Raw genomic sequence first — 15,842 nt, 5'->3', positions numbered from 1 at the left:
GACGTCCGGACATACACAGCAACGCCCGCGAACCTCGCGGGCGTTGCTGTGTATGGGTTCGGGGTGCGCGGATCAGCGCGCGGCAAAGACGGTCAGGATCGCCCGACCTTACGGAACCACGACTTGCCCTGGATGGAATCCACGCGGGGCCGCACGTCGACGATGTAGACCAGCACGGCCACGACGCCGATGAGATAGAACAGCGACGGCGCCTGGAAGAACCAGATGAAGAGCGTTGCGGCCGCCAGGATGAGCACCCAGATCAACTTGCTCTGCCGGTCGACCGCAGGAAACGCGTCCGAGCGCTGGATCGACGCATGGACGAGTGACACCACGGCCGCGACACCCGCGACGATGGTCAGCACCCACAGGATCAGGTTTTGGCCCGCGGCCATAAAGCTCACGAAGTTCACGAATCACACTCTAGCCGCGCCCGCCAACGGCCGGGTCGGCGTCGTTCTCGCGGTTCTCCCGCTGGAAGGATTCGTAGATCTCCAGCAGCATCTGCTTCTGTCGTTCGCTGATCGACGTGTCGATCAGGAGAGCGTCGCGCACCGGGCTCGCCGGACGCTCCTCGAGGATGCCCGCTCGCACGTAGAGCACCTCGGCGGACACCCGCAGCCCCTTCGCGATCTGCGCCAGAACGTCGGCCGACGGTTTACGCAGCCCTCGCTCGATCTGGCTCAGGTACGGGTTCGACACGCCGGCGCGGTCGGCGAGCTGACGAAGCGAGACCTCGGCAGCCACACGCTGCGAGCGGATGAAGGAGCCGATGTCCTGCGCGGCCGTGGCCACCACGTCCTGCGCGGCATTGGCGACCGTCTCGACCGGGTTGCTCGAGCCGTCGCTGCCGGTGCCCTCTCCCCCTGTGGCTGCGCCGCCGGCATCCACGCCCTGCGCGTGTGCGTCGACTCCACTCGTGGCGACGCGCGTGTCGTCGGACCCGGTGTTCGTGCCGGTATTGGTGCCATGGTCCGACGGGCTTGCATTGCTCTGTGCTGACATTTCACTCCCGATACTCGCTGCCTCTGCCAGTATCGGCGCGAGTGCTAGCTCGTGCAAGCAGTCAGCTCACCCGAAGATGAGCACCGACACGGTATAGATCGCGAGACCTGCGAGCGAACCGACGACGGTTCCGTTGATCCGGATGAACTGCAGATCGCGGCCCACCTGCAGTTCGATCTTGCGACTCGTGTCGTCGGCATCCCAACTGCGCACCGTCTCGGTGATCACCGAGATGATCTCGCGGGAGTAGTTCGTCGCGACGTGATTGGCGACGCGGGCCACCCACCCGTTCATCTTCTCCTGGAGTGGGCGGTCGTCGCGGATGCGCGTACCGAGCCGGATCACCGCGTCGGTCAGGGTGTTACGAAGGGTGCTGTTGGGATCTTCGAGCATCTGCTCGATGACGGCCTTGCCCGTGTTCCAGGCCGTCGACGCGGCGTCGGCGACCTCGGCGCTACCGACGAGATCATGCTTGATGCCCTCGAAGCGCTCGATCATCGCGGGATCGTGCTGGAGGTCGTGGGAAAACTGTTCGACGAACTGGTGCATCGACCGCCGCATCTCGTGCTCGGGGTCGGTCTTGACCTTGTAGGTGAAGTCGACGAGTTCGCGATAGATCTTGTCGCCGACGAGGTTGGTCACGAATTTCGGCTTCCACGACGGCCCCACATCCTGGTCGACGACTCGCTCGATGAGGTCCTGGCTGCCGACCGCCCAGTCGTAGGCACGGTCACACAGCAACTGGAAGACCGGGTCGAGCCGGTCCTCGTCGACGAGCTGCTCGAGGATGCGGCCGATCGGCGGCGCCCACTCGGGTTCGGCCGCCCACTTCAACACGGCCTGGATGAACTGCTCGATGTCTTCGTCGCCGAGCATCTCCGAGGCCAGCTTGATCGCGCGGGCGGCCTCGTCGGAGATGCGCGGAGCGTTCGCGGGATCGGCCAGCCACGTCGACACGCGACGGGGCATGTCGAGTTGTTCGGCACGTTCGACGACCACGGCCGGCGTCATGAAGTTCTCTTCGATGAACTCGCCGAGCTGATCTCCGATCTCGTCCTTCTTCTTCCGGATCAGAGCCGTGTGCGGCACCGGAATGCCCAGCGGATGCTTGAACAAGGCGGTCACAGCGAACCAGTCGGCGAGCCCGCCGACCATTCCCGCTTCCGACGCCGCGCGCACGTATCCCACCCACGCGGCGACGTCGGCACCGTCGCGATGCTCGAGATAGCGCATGCAGAGGTAGACCACGGCGGCCACGACGAGAAAACCTGTCGAGACCACCTTCATCTTGCGGAGATCGCGGCGACGTCGCTGGTCACCTGTGGCATCGGAGGCACCGAATCCCGGCGACGAGTGCCGCGCCCGCGCGGACGGCTGCCCCGGTTGGCCGGAAACGTCCGGAATCACTGTCGACACTCAATAAGTTCTACCCTCTTCCGGGGATTAGGCTGGCCAGGTGATACCCAACCGCCCGAGCCCTGCGGCCGCGGCACGTACTGCGCTTTCGGCTGCTGCACACGTGACGCGCGGGGTTGAACAGGCGCTGCTCGGCGCGGTCACCGACGACACGGTCAAACCCGACGGGCGCAGGCAGCGGTGGGAGAAGCACAAACAGGATCGTCGGAGTGAGTTGACCGATGGCACGATCGACGCCGTGCGCGCGCTCGGAGCCGACGCGGGGATGGACGAGATCGCCACACACATCGGTGTCTCGAAGACCGTCCTCTACCGGTACTTCAGCGACAAGAACGACCTCGGAACCGCAGTGACCGTGCGCTTCTTCGAGACAACGCTGCTCCCCCGGCTGGCCGAAGCCATCTCCGACGACGCCGACGAGTACACGCTGACCAGAACGGTGATCGGAGTGTATGTGCGGGCTGTGGCCGACGACCCGGCGCTGTACCGGTTCGCACTGACCAACTCACCGACGTCATCGGTCGGGACTGTCGAATCGGAGCGACTCGTCGCCCAGTTGCTGACGGCAGCGATTGTCCTGCGGATGGAAGAGCGCTCCGCAGACACCTCCGGGGCCAAGGTGTGGTCCCACGTACTCGTGGGCGGCATCCAGCGCGCTGTCGACTGGTGGATGACCGACCGCGACGTCTCCGTCGACGAGCTGATCGACTACCTGACGATGATGGTGTGGAGTTCGGTCATCGGGATCGCCGGGGTCGACGGGTCGCGCGAGCAGTTCATCTCCGACCCTCCCCCGCTGACGCAACCGACGAGACCGGAGGAGGCTCACGTCGATGGGTAAGAACGACAAGAACGCGGGATGGACGCGACCCGCGACCGAGGCACTCCGGGCCTCGGCACTCGGTCCGATCGCCGAGTTCGACGCCGCGTCCACCCCCGGCTTCGAGGGCGATCACGGGTACGGCACCCAGTTGCTCGCCGAACGCGGCGAGGTGCTCGCCGATCTGCAGGAGTTGTTGTACGCCAACGGCCGATCCGGTGATCACCGCTCGGTGCTACTCGTGCTGCAGGGGATGGACACGGCGGGCAAGGGCGGGATCGTCCGACACGTCGGTGGCCTCGTCGATCCACAGGGCTTGTCCATCAAGGGTTTCGGTAAGCCCACGCCAGAAGAGCTCGAGCACGATTTCCTGTGGCGCATCCGCAAGGCCGTACCTCCCGCAGGACATATCGGCATCTTCGATCGTTCGCACTACGAGGACGTACTTCCCGTGCGGGTGCACAATCTCGTGCCGCAATCCGAATGGGACGGACGCTACGAGACCATCAACGAGTTCGAGATCGATCTCGTCGAGACCGGAACGACCATCGTGAAGTGTGCACTGGTCGTCTCCAAAGACGAACAGCGTAAACGCCTTGCCGAGCGACTCGACCGACCGGACAAGTACTGGAAGTTCAATCCGGACGACATCGACGAGCGGCCCTTCTGGAACGACTATCTCGACGCCTACCAGGCGATCTTCGATCGATGCGATTCCGATACCGCGCCTTGGTATCTCATTCCCGCGAACAAGAAGTGGTTTTCGCGGCTCGCGGTGTGCGAACTACTGATCTCGTCGCTCGAGAAGCTCGATCTGCAGTGGCCGGAGGCCGACTTCGACGTCGAGGTCCAGAAGAAAAGGCTCGCGGCCTCCGACTGAGTTCGCGGTGGGCAGCCGATCAGGTCGACGGATCGCGTCGTCGTAGCACCGTGTGCGCGATGAGGCCGACGACCAGCGCCCAGAAGGCTCCCCCGATGCCCCAGAACGAGATTCCCGCAGCAGCGGTGACGAACGTGAGCGCGGCGGGAATCCGGAACTCGTCCCGGTTCAGTGCGCCGACGAGCGCGTTGGCAAAAGTGCCGAGCAGCGCCAACCCGGCGACAGTCTCGAGCAGGCCGTTCGGCGCGATCGCCGTGATCGTCACCAACACTCCCGACAACGCCGCCAACACCAGGTAGGAGATGCCCGCGGATACACCGGCGATCCACCGCCGCGAACGGTCGGGACCTGCCTCGTCGCCCGCTGCCAGCGCCGCCGACAACGCGGCGAGATTGATTGCGTGTCCGCCGAAAGGCGCACCCACGGCTGTCCCTGTTCCTGTGACGAGCATCGACGCCCGCCACGGGGTGTGATAGCCGAACGACGACAACACCGCGACACCCGGGACGTTCTGCGAGGCCATCGTCACCACGTAGAGGGGTATCGCGATGCCGACGATCGCGGAGGCGTCGAAATGCGGCGTGGTCCAGGCGATCTGCGGCCACCACTCGGTATGTGCGGCGCTGTCGACACCGTGCACCGCGAGATAGATTCCGATCACGACGAGCGCGGCGACCAGAGCGAGCGGTAGAGCCCAGCGCGACAACCAACGCGTGGCCACCACCCACACCACAAGAATCGGGATGGTCAACAACGGCTGCACCGCAAGGGATTTGATTGGTGCCAGGCACAACGTCAGCAACACCCCCGCGAGCATCGCCTGGGCGATGGGGGTCGGAATCCGAGCGATGAGATCGCCGAGCGCTGGAATCAACCCGGTTGCGAGAATGAGTACGCCGACGACGAGAAACGCGCCGACCGCAGCGGGCCAGCCCGCGTGGTACCCCGCGCCCATCGCCGCCAACAGTGCCGCACCGGGCGTCGACCACGCGAGCGTGATCGGCATGCGATACCGCACACACAGCACGATGATCCCGAGCCCGAACGTGACAGTCAGCGCCAGCAGACCCGACGCCGCCTGCGTCGACGTCGCACCGACAGCGCGAAGGCCCGAGACAACGACGACGAACGACGACGTGAAGCCGACGAGCGCGGTCACGACCCCCGCGACGATCGGCTCGGTGTTCGACGCATGCTCAGTGGTCACGCGGCCAGCATAACGGTATCGTTCCGTAAACAGAACACTCGGCTGTCTGACGACGTCAGGTGCCCTACCGGGGCGCGTGTGGGAAGGGAGTGGCGACATGACCGGAGAAGCCGGTGGCGGAGAGCCCACAGGCGGACGTTCGGCCGCGGGACGCGATCGGCGCAGAGAGGTCGGTGAGCGGATCTCTACGTTGCGCACCGAACGCGGCATGAGCCTGTCCGCACTGGCCCGCGCCGCCGGTATCGGCAAGGGCTCACTCTCCGAACTCGAAACGGGACAACGCAACCCCACGCTGGACACCTTGTACGCGGTGGCCGGCCCCCTCGGTGTGCCGCTGACGGCACTGCTCGGCGAGACGTCGGGAACCGAGGGCGACGGCTCGCACCTCACCGCGCGTCTGCTACACGTCGAGCATCACGACGACGGTTCGACGACGGAGGTCTTCTGGCTTCATGTCACGTCGGGTGGGGTGCGGCGGTCCCCTGCGCACGGGCCCGGCGTCGTCGAGCATGTACGGGTGGTTCGCGGTCACCTCGTCGCCGGGCCCGAAGGCGACGAAAAGCCCGCGGGCGCGGGGGAATCCCTGCAGTGGATCAGCGATCGAACACACTCCTACCGCACCGACGACGACGTCCTCGCCGTGCTCACCATCGACTCGCCGGGCTGACCACTGCGCGCTCGGCGACCCGCGCCGTTTCACTCTCGGGGTGGCGACATGCCCCCGGAAAACGCACATTCCCGCGAACCGTGTCCGGGTTCGCGGGAATGTGCGTGGTTCAGCCAGAAACGACTAGCTGGTGCTCTTCTTGGCCGGGGTCGACTTCTTGGCCGTGGTCGACTTCGCCGGAGCGGTGCTGGTGCGCTTGGCGGCGATCTTCTTGGCGGGCGATGCGTTGGCGGTGCGCGCCCTACCCTCGACCTTGCCTGCGGCGCCGTCGATCTTCGACGCTGCGGCAGCACTGCGGGCCTTGGCCGTCTTTCCGGCCTCGGTCACTGCGGCGCTCGCCTCGTCGAGCTTCTCGTTCACCTCGAGGGCAGCCTCGTCGACCTTGTCGCCGAGATCGTCCACGGCGTCGTCGAGCGCATCGCCGGCTTCGCCGACGCGCGTGCTGACCAGCGTCGCGATCTTCGACGCCTGCTCGCCGACAGCGCGGGTCTGGTGCGAGACAACACCGAGGGCATCCTCGGTCAGGTCGACGGCGTCGTTGTAGGTCTTCTCCGCGCGGGTCAGACCCTCCTGCACGATCGGCTGCTGCCACAGACGGCCGACAGCCTCTTCGCCGCGCTCGGCGAGCGACGTGTAGACAGTGGTGGCGAACTCGACGTAGCTGTCGGCGAGCTTGCGCAGCTCCTCCGGCGACAGCTTGGTGCGCAGGTCATCGATGGTCGACTCGATGGTGCCGGGCAGTTCGTCGGGAAGTGCGTTCAGGCGGCCGCGTGTCTCCTCGAAGCGGGTCTGCGCGGTCTCGCCGGCTGCCTCGGTGCGCTCCTTGATCTGCGCGACGGCCTCGCTCACCTGCTTGAGGGCCAGGTCACCCGCGCCAACCACGGCGTAGAACGGGCTGGGCAGAGTGCGCTCGGTGGTGGTGCTCATGGTGATCTCCTTAGTTAATTGGCCACCAGACTGGTTGCGGCACAGGGCATATCGTGGATACAAACCACACTGTCGTACCCGGTTCCGATAGGTGCCGCACCAACGCTTGTAGTGGTTCCGAAAACCAGTATGCCACGTTTGCTAGCTATTGCAAGCAATCTGCAAGCAGTAATCGACCCAACCGTGTGAAACGAGACACACTCACCGCTGCAACGTCGAATCCCCGTCGGCGTATCGATAGAAGCCCTGACCCGACTTCTTGCCGAGGTGACCGGCTGCGACCATGCGCAGCAACAGCGGAGTCGGTGCATACAGCGCCTCTTTCGATTCCGCGTACATGCGATCGGCGATGTCCTTGACGGTGTCGAGTCCGACAAGGTCGGCGAGCCGCAGCGGCCCCATCGGATGAGCACAGCCGAGCACCATGCCTTTGTCGACATCCTCGACTTGGGCGAATCCGTTCTCCACCAAACGAATTGCCGAGAGAAGGTATGGCACGAGCATCGCGTTCACCACGAACCCGGATCGATCGGCAGACCGGATGACCTGCTTGCCGAGCACGAGATCAGCGAAAGCCTCTGCGTACGTGACGATGTCGGTGTCAGTGTGCAGTGTCGAGACCAACTCGACGAGCGGTAGCACCGGAACGGGGTTGAAGAAGTGGAGGCCGATCACCCGTGACGGGTTCCTGGTGGCCATCGCCAGCGTGACGATCGGAATCGACGACGTATTCGACGCAAGGACCGCGGACGGGTCGGACACGATCTTGTCGAGGGCGGCAAAGATCTCCGTCTTCACCGCGTCGTCCTCGACAACGGCCTCACAGACCACGCGGCGATCGGCGAAATCGCCTAGTTCCGAGGTGAATCGCAATCGCGATGCCGCCTGTTCGCGCTCACGTTCGGTGAGCTTGCCGCTCGATACGCCGCGCTCGAGCGAGCGCAGTACCCGCGACCGCCCCTCCACGACGAGGTCACGCGTCGGCTCGTAGATGAGGACGTCCGCACCGGAGCGGGCACACACCTCCGCGATACCGGCCCCCATCTGGCCTGCCCCGACCACGCCCACCCGCCAGGTCTCAGACACCACTGCCTCCATCCAGCCTTGTCGACCACGCAAGAATCGCTACGGGACAACCGATTTCGCGAGCACACGAGTGACTCGTCGGGACGCCCGAATATGCCGACAGGCGGCCCGCAACATACGTCGCGGACCGCCTGTCGATTCGCTCACACCACGGAGCGGCGGACGAGCTCCTAGTGGAACTGACCTTCCTCGGTGGAGCCCTTCAGGGCCGCCGTCGAGGTGTTGGGGTCGACCGTGGTGGCGATGCGGTCGAAGTAGCCCGCACCGACCTCGCGCTGGTGCTTGGTGGCGGTGTAGCCACGAGCCTCAGCAGCGAACTCGCGCTCCTGCAGGTCGACGTATGCGGCCATCTGCTCGCGGGCGTAGCCGTAAGCGAGGTCGAACATCGAGTAGTTGAGGGCGTGGAAGCCGGCGAGGGTGATGAACTGGAACTTGAAGCCCATCGCGCCGAGCTCGTTCTGGAACTTCGCGATGGTCGCGTCGTCCAGGTGCTGCTTCCAGTTGAAGGAAGGCGAGCAGTTGTAAGCCAAGAGCTGGTCGGGGTACTCGCTCTTGACGGCCTCGGCGAACTGGCGAGCCAGCTCCAGGTCGGGCTTGCCGGTCTCCATCCAGATGAGGTCGGCGTAGGGAGCGTATGCCTTCGCACGCGCGATGCAGGGCTCGATGCCCTTCTTCACGTTGTAGAAGCCCTCAGAGGTGCGCTCGCCGGTGATGAACGGCTTGTCACGCTCGTCGACATCCGAGGTGATCAGCGTTGCGGCCTCGGCGTCGGTACGTGCAACGACGACGGTCGGCGTGTTGGCGACATCGGCAGCCAGGCGAGCCGAGGTCAGGGTGCGGATGTGCTGCTGGGTCGGGATCAGCACCTTGCCACCGAGGTGGCCGCACTTCTTCTCCGAAGCGAGCTGGTCCTCCCAGTGGGTGCCTGCGGCACCGGCCTGGATCATGGCCTTCTGCAGCTCGTAGACGTTGAGGGCGCCACCGAAGCCTGCCTCACCGTCGGCGACGATCGGCACGACCCAGTTGTCGACCGAGTCGTCACCCTCGACGCGGGCGATCTCGTCGGCACGCAGCATGGCGTTGTTGATACGACGAACCACGGCGGGAACCGAGTTGGCCGGGTAGAGCGACTGGTCGGGGTAGGTCTGCGCCGCGAGGTTCGCGTCGCCTGCGACCTGCCAGCCCGAGAGGTAGATGGCCTTCAGGCCTGCACGCACCTGCTGGACAGCCTGGTTTCCGGTGAGGGCACCGAGGGCGTTGATGTAGTTGTCGCCGTTCACACCCTCCCAGAGGATCTCGGCGCCACGGCGAGCGAGGGTGTGCTCCTCGACAACGCTGCCCTGGAGCTCGGCAACCTGCTCGGCAGTGTATTCGCGCTTGATGCCCTTCCACCGCGGGTTGGTGTCCCAGTCCTGCTGGATTTCCGCGGCGGTGCGGGGCTTTCCGACGTTGCTCATTAGCCACTTCGCTTTCGTTGTGCTGCTCGTCCCGATCTCCCGGAACGAATGCTTGTCCGGCTCTCGAGACCGGGGCGTTTCTGGGCCCGGCCGAAGCTGCCAGGGAATGCACCCCAGGCCGGGTGATGTCAGGCCTCCGAGCGCGCATCGGGTCGGCAGTTGTGATCCGAACCACAGTAAGGGATCGCTGTTTGCGAACTCTTCGGCACTTCTCGGAAACGCCTGACTCAAGGGTGCCACACCGAAAACACGCAGGTCCAATCCCCTTTGACTGCGAAAAGGCGCCAAACATCTGGCGAAGTTTTGCAAATTTTGCGAATCTGGAGATGTGAAGAGTCGTCAGCGAGGCGTTAAAAAGTACGCGCGTACTGCGTTTTTCCCACGCATCTCATCACCGACCGGTGCGGGTCCGAGCATCACGTCGCCTGCCGGGGACGCGCCCCCAGCCACTACACATGTGTCGTGTTTCACACCCGGTTCGCTATCCGCATCGCTTCCGCCACGGATCGAGTTCACCTTGCCGTCGCCTTCAGCGCAGCACCGAAGAGAGCGACAAAGGCCGACGACGCCATCGGCTCCACGGGATCTGCAGGCGGATTCTGCGCGCGGCTCGCAGGCCCGTTGACCGTGAGGCTGACCGTGAACACCGCGCCCCCGGGACGCTTCACCAGCGCGTATCCGACATACCCGACCTGCTTTCGGACCGTTGAGTCCGACAGCGTCGTCGACACGTCTGATCGGGAGAGAAAGGCACGTTCGACGCTGAGTCCGCGACCCGGCCCGTCACCGACCTCCGGCGGGTCGGGCAGTGCGGTCGACTCCGTGGTGACGCTCGCGCCCGCGAGTCCCCCCTCCGCCACGGTCGTCCGGGTACTGGTGCACCGCCCCGTTCTGGTGCGGATGTCGTCGACGATGTCGCGTCGCACGGTGGACACGAGCTCGACGAGTCCGACGTCCGCGGCGCCTGCCGCCAACACCGCCGAATTCGACGCATCGACCTTGTCGATGAACGCCGCGTCCGCCGACGGACGACACTCCTGCGGCACCACATCGTCAGCACGAGCCGCGGCGAGTTGCGCGCGGTCGGACTTCACCAGATCGGAAACGGTCAGTTGCGTCGTGGCGAAACCATCGGGCAACTGTGCCGGGCGGAGCAGCAGATCGGCGGGCGCCACGGCGGCGGCGGTCGGGACAGAGTCGTCGCCGCCACAGCCTGCGATCACCGCGCCGACGCAGATGAGCGACGTCGTCGCCACCCACCGTCGAACACACCGCCCACGCACCGGGTCACCGTACCCTGAGCACGTCATGCCACACCTCTACCGGCACCAGATGAACTACGACCGATGATCGACAGATGAACAGCGGTGACAGATGAACAGCAAGGCCTATGTCGGATCGCGTCTACGCCAGCTCCGCTCCGAGCGTGGACTGTCACAGGTGTCGCTGGCGCAGACCCTCAACATCTCGGCGTCGTATCTCAACCAGATCGAGCACGACGCCCGACCGCTCACCGCATCCGTGCTGGCTCGGATCACCGAGGCGTTCGGCGTCGACGGAGGGTTCTTCGACTCCCAGGACGACGTCCGACTCGTCGCGGAGCTACGGGAAGCGCTGCTCGACGACGACATCGAGGCGGCTCCGACGACAGCGGACCCGCAGGAGCTCGCGGCAATGGTCTCGGCTCACCCCGACATGGCGCAGGCCATGGTGAATCTTCATCGCCGCTACCGGATCGCGATCGACCAACTCGCCGCGGCGACCGACGAACGAAGCGACCGTGCCATGCGCGGATCGATCACCGCACCCCACGAAGAGGTGCGGGATTACTTCTATCAGCGCCGCAACTACATTCACGCACTCGACGTCGTCGCCGAAGAGCTGAACGCACGCATGCGTATGCACTCGGGCGACGTCAGGCGTGAGATCGCCGACCGGCTCGAGCACGTTCACGGCGTCACGATCGCCCCACGTGTCGACCTCGGCGACTACCTTCTCCACCGGTTCGACCCCGCGACAAGACGCCTGGAGGTCTCGGCCGCACTCTCTGCCGGCCAACGCGCCTTCAAACTCGCCGCTGAACTCGCTCTTCTCGAATTCGACGACCTCCTTACAGAGTTGGTCGGCGAGGCGAATTTCACCAACGACGAGGCGCAGGCACTGGCCAAGACCGGACTGGCCAATTACTTCGCCGCCGCCGTCCTGCTGCCCTACACCCAATTCCACGGAGCGGCAGAGGATTTCCGCTACGATATCGAGCGCCTATCGGCCTTCTACGCGGTCTCCTATGAGACCATCTGCCACCGACTCTCGACCCTGCAGCGCCCCAATCTCCGTGGCGTCCCGTGGTCGTTCGTCCGTGTCGATCGCGCGGGAAACATGTCGAAACGGCAGTCCGCCACGGGCTTCCATTTCTCGTCGAGTGGCGGAACGTGCCCGCTCTGGAACGTCTACGAGACGTTCGCCTACCCGGGAAAGATCATCACGCAGATCGCCGAGATGCCTGACGGGCGTGACTACTTCTGGGTCGCACGTACCGTTGAGAGGCGCGCCGTTCGATACGGCCAGGCGGGCAAGACATTCGCACTCGGACTCGGCTGCGAGCTGCGCCACGCCGCGCGTGTCATCTATTCGGACGGCCTCGAGATCGGACCACAGGCGCGAATCACCCCGATCGGCGCGGGATGCCGCGTCTGCGAGCGACAACACTGTGCACAGCGCGCTTTCCCGCCGCTCGGCGCCAGCCTGCGCATCGACTCCCACCGCAGTAGCGTGTCGCCGTACATGTCGCTCTGAGACCCCGACGTCGACGCCGGCTGCGCTGCAGCACGAGCTGCCCGGTCCGAGAACTCGAGGCGAATCCAGCTTCGCGCATCACAGGAATGTCACAGGTGCCGACTCTCGACCATTTGTGGGTCACATGATCAGGATGCAACCTATGGTGGGCGCGGAGAGGGGAAGCAGCCGTCGGGGGTGCTTCCGCTCTCCCGGTCTGGACCATGTCCGGGTAGCACGACCGGGGTTACCCGGACGCGATTCAGTAGACGAGAACCCGCACGGTTTCCGCCACGCAGGCAGGCTTCTCGACGCCATCGATCTGGACCGTGCTGCGCACCACCATCGTGACGCCTGCGGGGCTGTCGTCGATTGACACGATCTCGGCGTTGGCGCGCACACGCGATCCGACGGTGACAGGACTCGGGAAGCGAACCTTGTTGAGCCCATAGTTGATGACCAACTTGGGACCGTTCACCGTGAAGATGTTGCCCGCCAACAGAGGAAGCAGCGACAGAGTCAGGTAACCGTGGGCGATCGTCTTACCGAACGGCCCGTTCTTCGCGCGCTCGGGGTCGACGTGAATCCACTGATGATCACCGGTCGCGTCGGCGAAGGCGTCGATGCGATCCTGTGTGACCTCCAGCCACTCCCCGTAGCCGAGGTCTTCACCGATCGCTGCGGTGAGCTCGGAGATGCTGTTGAAGGTCCGTGGTGTGATGTCCGTCATGATCTCGGTAGTCTACCGTTGCGTTCATGACGACTAGCGAAGGCGACGCAGCAGCCGGTCCGCGTGTTGCTCCGGGCACACTGAGCGACCTCGGGCTCATCAACTGGGTCTTCGCGAGGGGCGCGGCCCGCGCCATCGGCGTCCGGGACGCGCACATCTTCTCCACGCTGGGACGTACGCGCGGGCTGTTCCGCGCCTGGCTCTACTACTCGAGCAGACTGATGCCGTTCGGCTCGCTGTCGCGCCGCGAGTCGGAGATGATCATCATCCGCGTCGCGCACCTGCGTGGTAGCGAGTACGAACTCGACCATCATCGTCGACTCGGGAAGCGAGCAGGGATCGACGATGACGAGTTCGCGCGGATCCTCGTCGGACCGGAGGCCGGGTGGGGCGACCGGCAGAAGTGGATACTGCACGCCGTCGACGAGCTGATCACCGACGGGGACATCAGCGACACCACCTGGGCCTCGCTGCGCCGACACCTCGACGACCGTCGTGTCATCGCGTTCGTCCTTCTCGCGCAGCAGTACGACTCACTTGCCACCACCATCCACACCCTGCGCATCCAGCGCGACACGCGGGTCTGAACTCCTGGCGCTACAGTCTGCGGTAGTCGCGTACCGACATCTTGTGCCCTCGTCGCGGCGCCCACGTGCCGTGCAGTTCTGCCATACGCACGATTCGATAGCGTTGTCCCGCATAGGGTTCCAACAGCTCCAACATTCCATCGTCGTCGACGGCCTGCCCGATGAATGTATGGCCGATCAGAGCGGGGATGTGATAGTCGCCGACCGGCACGCAGTTGGGATCACCGACCGCTCGGGCACGGGTCTCGGCCATCGTCCACGGCCCGACACCGCGGAGCACGTCCAGCTTGTCCGGGTGGCGTTCGACGTCCATCGCCGTCGCGCCCCGGATGGTGCGCATCCGCACGGGCTCGGCACCGCTACGGTGCCACTCCCACACGGGGATCGTTGCCCACTCCTGTTGTGCTGGTGGTACGCGCATGTCGCGGGGAACCGGACCGGGCGCAGGTTCACCGAAGCGGCGCAGAACGTGACGCCACGCCCTCCACGCCTCGGTCCCCACAACCTTCTGCTCGAGGATCGCAGGGACGAGTGCCTCCCACACGCGGCCCGTGCGACCGATACGCAGACCGGCCGACGCCTCGACCAACCGGGCGACGACGTCATCTCGCGGCACCAGGGCGGCAGGGTCGTCGGCTGCGCCGAGCATGTCGGGCATCTGCTCGAGCAACCATGGTGCGCCCGGCCCCCATGCGCGGCCGCGGATGGCGGAGCCGTCGGCGGCGACCGCCAGTGTTCCCGGGCCGTCCGGAGTGTGGACGACGCGCCAGATCGACCCGTCCGGCGCGTATCGAAACGCCGGGTCGCCGCTGCCCCGTCGGTGCAGGCCCAGGGTGGCACGGATGTCGACGGGCGACGGCGGAGTCCAGGACCGCGTCAGTTCTGTGGTGCCCATCGAGTTCTCCTTGGTCGAGCAGGTCGACTCTAGTCCTCGCCCCTGTCAGTGTCGGCCGCTGTTCTTATCGTGCACTGGTCACCACCGATCGAGCGGCTCCGAGCGCGATCCTGTGCGACCAAAGCCGCGGATCTGAGACATATCAGTCCCCACGGACACCAAAAGCACTCTGACCTGCGCACCCGGGCCTAGTGTCAGAAGTCGGAGGTAAAGCGGGCCGCACGCCGCCGGACCGGTGCCTGAGAACACCCACAATCTGAAAACCGAGGAACCCCCTATGTGCACACGCGTTATCTGGCCGGACGCCAACGGAGCGGTGGTCGTGGGCCGCAACATGGACTTCCACAGGGATCTGAGGACCAACCTGTGGACACAGCCCCGCGGGATCACACGCGACGACGGCGTCAAGGGCCAACTCACCTGGACGTCGAAGTACGGCAGCATCATCGCGACCGCGTTCGACATCATCTCGGTGGACGGCCTCAACGAGGCGGGCCTCGCCGGTCACGTGCTGTGGCTGGCCGAATCCACCTACGGCGAGTACGACGAGTCACGCCCTGCGCTGAGCCAGGCGATCTGGCTGCAGTACTTCCTCGACAACTTCGCCACCGTGGCAGATGCGGTGGGGTGGATCGAGAAGACCGACGTCCAGGTCATCCAGATGCCCGATCCCACGGGAGGCACACCCCCGACCATCCACCTCGCGCTCGACGATGCGTCGGGCGACTCGGCGATCATCGAGTATCTCGATGGGAAGCCGCACGTCTATCACAGCAAGCAGTATCACGTGATGACCAATTCACCCACCTACGACCAGCAGATCGAGTTGCTCAAGCAATGGGAGGGCCTCGGCGGCGACCAAACCCTGCCGGGCGATACCCTGGCCGAACACCGCTTCGCGCGTGCCGCCTACTACTCGTCACGCCTGCCGAAGCCGAGTTCGCAACTCGAGTCGGTGGCAAGCATGTTCAGCGTGATCCGCAACGCCGCCCAGCCGTTCCGCATCCCCGATCCGGGCAAACCCGATGCCTCGCAGACGATCTGGCAGGTCGTTCTCGACCTGACAAACAAGCGCTATGTGTTCGAGTCGACGACGCGGCCGAACATCGTGTGGGCCGATCTCGATCGTCTGAATCTCAGCGAGGGCGCACCTCAACTGAAGCTGGAGTTGACGAGCAAGCTCGCCCTCGAAGGCGGAATCGCAGGCGATGTCGCGGGCGACTTCGAGGACCACGGTCCGATGACGTTCCTCTCGTTCGGACTGCTCAAGCAACTCGACGATGCGGAGAAGTCGCAGGCCACCAAGAAATGACGTGTCGGCCGGGAGAGTGCTCCCGGTGAGGACACAGACCCCGCACGGATAGGCCCTAAGCCCCGTTACCGCAGGCCA

At 65.1% G+C, this 15,842-nt stretch carries 16 protein-coding genes; 6 read left to right on the top strand and 10 right to left on the bottom strand.

The genetic code is table 11. From position 1 onward, the window contains the following. Positions 1-92: 92 nt before the first annotated feature. The 3 genes from GOACH_RS05980 to GOACH_RS05970 all read right to left on the bottom strand — a co-directional run bounded on the left by GOACH_RS05980 (position 93) and on the right by GOACH_RS05970 (position 2,412). On the bottom strand, positions 93-413 hold the full coding sequence (locus GOACH_RS05980; protein ID WP_005172079.1) for a DUF2516 family protein: 321 nt from the start codon (positions 411-413) through the stop codon (positions 93-95). 10 nt (positions 414-423) lie between these two features. Continuing rightward, a complete protein-coding gene (locus GOACH_RS24480; RefSeq protein WP_281168884.1) occupies positions 424-1,005 on the bottom strand; it encodes a helix-turn-helix domain-containing protein in 582 nt (193 codons plus the stop codon). 66 nt (positions 1,006-1,071) lie between these two features. After that, positions 1,072-2,412, bottom strand: coding sequence for a DUF445 domain-containing protein (locus tag GOACH_RS05970; RefSeq protein WP_005172075.1), 1,341 nt, complete (start codon positions 2,410-2,412; stop codon positions 1,072-1,074). A gap of 52 nt (positions 2,413-2,464) precedes the next feature. Between GOACH_RS05970 and GOACH_RS05965 the strand changes: the two genes are divergently transcribed. Both GOACH_RS05965 and GOACH_RS05960 read left to right on the top strand, forming a co-directional pair. Then, positions 2,465-3,262 (top strand): TetR/AcrR family transcriptional regulator, encoded by a 798-nt coding sequence (locus tag GOACH_RS05965; protein ID WP_231894522.1) that lies wholly within the window; start codon positions 2,465-2,467, stop codon positions 3,260-3,262. After that, a complete protein-coding gene (locus GOACH_RS05960) occupies positions 3,255-4,121 on the top strand; it encodes a PPK2 family polyphosphate kinase (RefSeq protein ID WP_005172069.1) in 867 nt (288 codons plus the stop codon). The genes GOACH_RS05965 and GOACH_RS05960 overlap by 8 nt, the downstream gene beginning before the upstream one ends. A 19-nt stretch (positions 4,122-4,140) precedes the next feature. Here GOACH_RS05960 and GOACH_RS05955 read toward each other — a convergent pair whose 3' ends face one another. Next, positions 4,141-5,328, bottom strand: coding sequence for a benzoate/H(+) symporter BenE family transporter (locus GOACH_RS05955; protein ID WP_005172067.1), 1,188 nt, complete (start codon positions 5,326-5,328; stop codon positions 4,141-4,143). Between the two features lie 97 nt (positions 5,329-5,425). Here GOACH_RS05955 and GOACH_RS05950 point away from each other — a divergent pair, with 97 nt between their 5' ends. Then, the gene (locus tag GOACH_RS05950; RefSeq protein WP_040517798.1) at positions 5,426-5,995 is read left to right on the top strand and encodes a helix-turn-helix domain-containing protein; all 570 of its coding nucleotides are present in this window, start codon (positions 5,426-5,428) and stop codon (positions 5,993-5,995) included. A gap of 123 nt (positions 5,996-6,118) precedes the next feature. Here the strand turns inward: GOACH_RS05950 and GOACH_RS05945 are convergent, their stop codons facing one another. The 4 genes from GOACH_RS05945 to GOACH_RS05930 all read right to left on the bottom strand — a co-directional run bounded on the left by GOACH_RS05945 (position 6,119) and on the right by GOACH_RS05930 (position 10,775). Continuing rightward, positions 6,119-6,922: a hypothetical protein gene (locus GOACH_RS05945; protein ID WP_005172047.1), complete on the bottom strand. Its 804-nt coding sequence runs from the start codon at positions 6,920-6,922 to the stop codon at positions 6,119-6,121. A 201-nt stretch (positions 6,923-7,123) separates the two neighbouring features. Further along, positions 7,124-8,020: a 3-hydroxybutyryl-CoA dehydrogenase gene (locus tag GOACH_RS05940; protein ID WP_005172044.1), complete on the bottom strand. Its 897-nt coding sequence runs from the start codon at positions 8,018-8,020 to the stop codon at positions 7,124-7,126. A 158-nt stretch (positions 8,021-8,178) separates the two neighbouring features. Next, positions 8,179-9,465, bottom strand: a complete 1,287-nt coding sequence (aceA, locus tag GOACH_RS05935; protein WP_005172041.1) for an isocitrate lyase — start codon at positions 9,463-9,465, stop codon at positions 8,179-8,181. Positions 9,466-9,977: 512 nt separating this feature from the next. Continuing rightward, positions 9,978-10,775 (bottom strand): hypothetical protein, encoded by a 798-nt coding sequence (locus tag GOACH_RS05930; protein ID WP_005172039.1) that lies wholly within the window; start codon positions 10,773-10,775, stop codon positions 9,978-9,980. 64 nt (positions 10,776-10,839) lie between these two features. On the opposite strand from GOACH_RS05930, the gene ramB reads away from it, so the two are divergent. After that, positions 10,840-12,261 (top strand): acetate metabolism transcriptional regulator RamB, encoded by a 1,422-nt coding sequence (gene ramB, locus GOACH_RS05925; protein WP_005172036.1) that lies wholly within the window; start codon positions 10,840-10,842, stop codon positions 12,259-12,261. A gap of 241 nt (positions 12,262-12,502) precedes the next feature. Here the strand turns inward: ramB and GOACH_RS05920 are convergent, their stop codons facing one another. Continuing rightward, complete coding sequence (locus GOACH_RS05920) at positions 12,503-12,970, bottom strand: MaoC family dehydratase (protein WP_005172033.1); 468 nt, start codon at positions 12,968-12,970, stop codon at positions 12,503-12,505. 26 nt (positions 12,971-12,996) lie between these two features. Between GOACH_RS05920 and GOACH_RS05915 the strand changes: the two genes are divergently transcribed. Beyond that, complete coding sequence (locus tag GOACH_RS05915; protein ID WP_005172031.1) at positions 12,997-13,557, top strand: carboxymuconolactone decarboxylase family protein; 561 nt, start codon at positions 12,997-12,999, stop codon at positions 13,555-13,557. 10 nt (positions 13,558-13,567) lie between these two features. Here GOACH_RS05915 and GOACH_RS05910 read toward each other — a convergent pair whose 3' ends face one another. Beyond that, complete coding sequence (locus GOACH_RS05910; RefSeq protein WP_005172030.1) at positions 13,568-14,452, bottom strand: DNA-3-methyladenine glycosylase family protein; 885 nt, start codon at positions 14,450-14,452, stop codon at positions 13,568-13,570. Between the two features lie 277 nt (positions 14,453-14,729). On the opposite strand from GOACH_RS05910, the gene GOACH_RS05905 reads away from it, so the two are divergent. Next, positions 14,730-15,764, top strand: coding sequence for a linear amide C-N hydrolase (locus GOACH_RS05905; RefSeq protein WP_005172027.1), 1,035 nt, complete (start codon positions 14,730-14,732; stop codon positions 15,762-15,764). Positions 15,765-15,842 lie beyond the last annotated feature (78 nt).

The organism is Gordonia aichiensis NBRC 108223 (genome assembly GCF_000332975.1).
Classification (GTDB): domain Bacteria; phylum Actinomycetota; class Actinomycetes; order Mycobacteriales; family Mycobacteriaceae; genus Gordonia; species Gordonia aichiensis.
Note: the sequence above shows the minus strand (reverse complement) of the source record. Positions and strands in the feature narration are given on the sequence as shown.

Coding starts and splice junctions, on each gene's coding strand:
- GOACH_RS24480 (WP_281168884.1), bottom strand. CDS start 1,005: ATGTCAGCACAGAGCAATGCAAGCCCGTCGGACCATGGCACCAATACC.
- GOACH_RS05960 (WP_005172069.1), top strand. CDS start 3,255: ATGGGTAAGAACGACAAGAACGCGGGATGGACGCGACCCGCGACCGAG.
- GOACH_RS05950 (WP_040517798.1), top strand. CDS start 5,426: ATGACCGGAGAAGCCGGTGGCGGAGAGCCCACAGGCGGACGTTCGGCC.
- GOACH_RS05945 (WP_005172047.1), bottom strand. CDS start 6,922: ATGAGCACCACCACCGAGCGCACTCTGCCCAGCCCGTTCTACGCCGTG.
- GOACH_RS05940 (WP_005172044.1), bottom strand. CDS start 8,020: ATGGAGGCAGTGGTGTCTGAGACCTGGCGGGTGGGCGTGGTCGGGGCA.
- aceA (WP_005172041.1), bottom strand. CDS start 9,465: ATGAGCAACGTCGGAAAGCCCCGCACCGCCGCGGAAATCCAGCAGGAC.
- GOACH_RS05930 (WP_005172039.1), bottom strand. CDS start 10,775: ATGACGTGCTCAGGGTACGGTGACCCGGTGCGTGGGCGGTGTGTTCGA.
- ramB (WP_005172036.1), top strand. CDS start 10,840: ATGAACAGCAAGGCCTATGTCGGATCGCGTCTACGCCAGCTCCGCTCC.
- GOACH_RS05920 (WP_005172033.1), bottom strand. CDS start 12,970: ATGACGGACATCACACCACGGACCTTCAACAGCATCTCCGAGCTCACC.
- GOACH_RS05915 (WP_005172031.1), top strand. CDS start 12,997: ATGACGACTAGCGAAGGCGACGCAGCAGCCGGTCCGCGTGTTGCTCCG.
- GOACH_RS05910 (WP_005172030.1), bottom strand. CDS start 14,452: ATGGGCACCACAGAACTGACGCGGTCCTGGACTCCGCCGTCGCCCGTC.
- GOACH_RS05905 (WP_005172027.1), top strand. CDS start 14,730: ATGTGCACACGCGTTATCTGGCCGGACGCCAACGGAGCGGTGGTCGTG.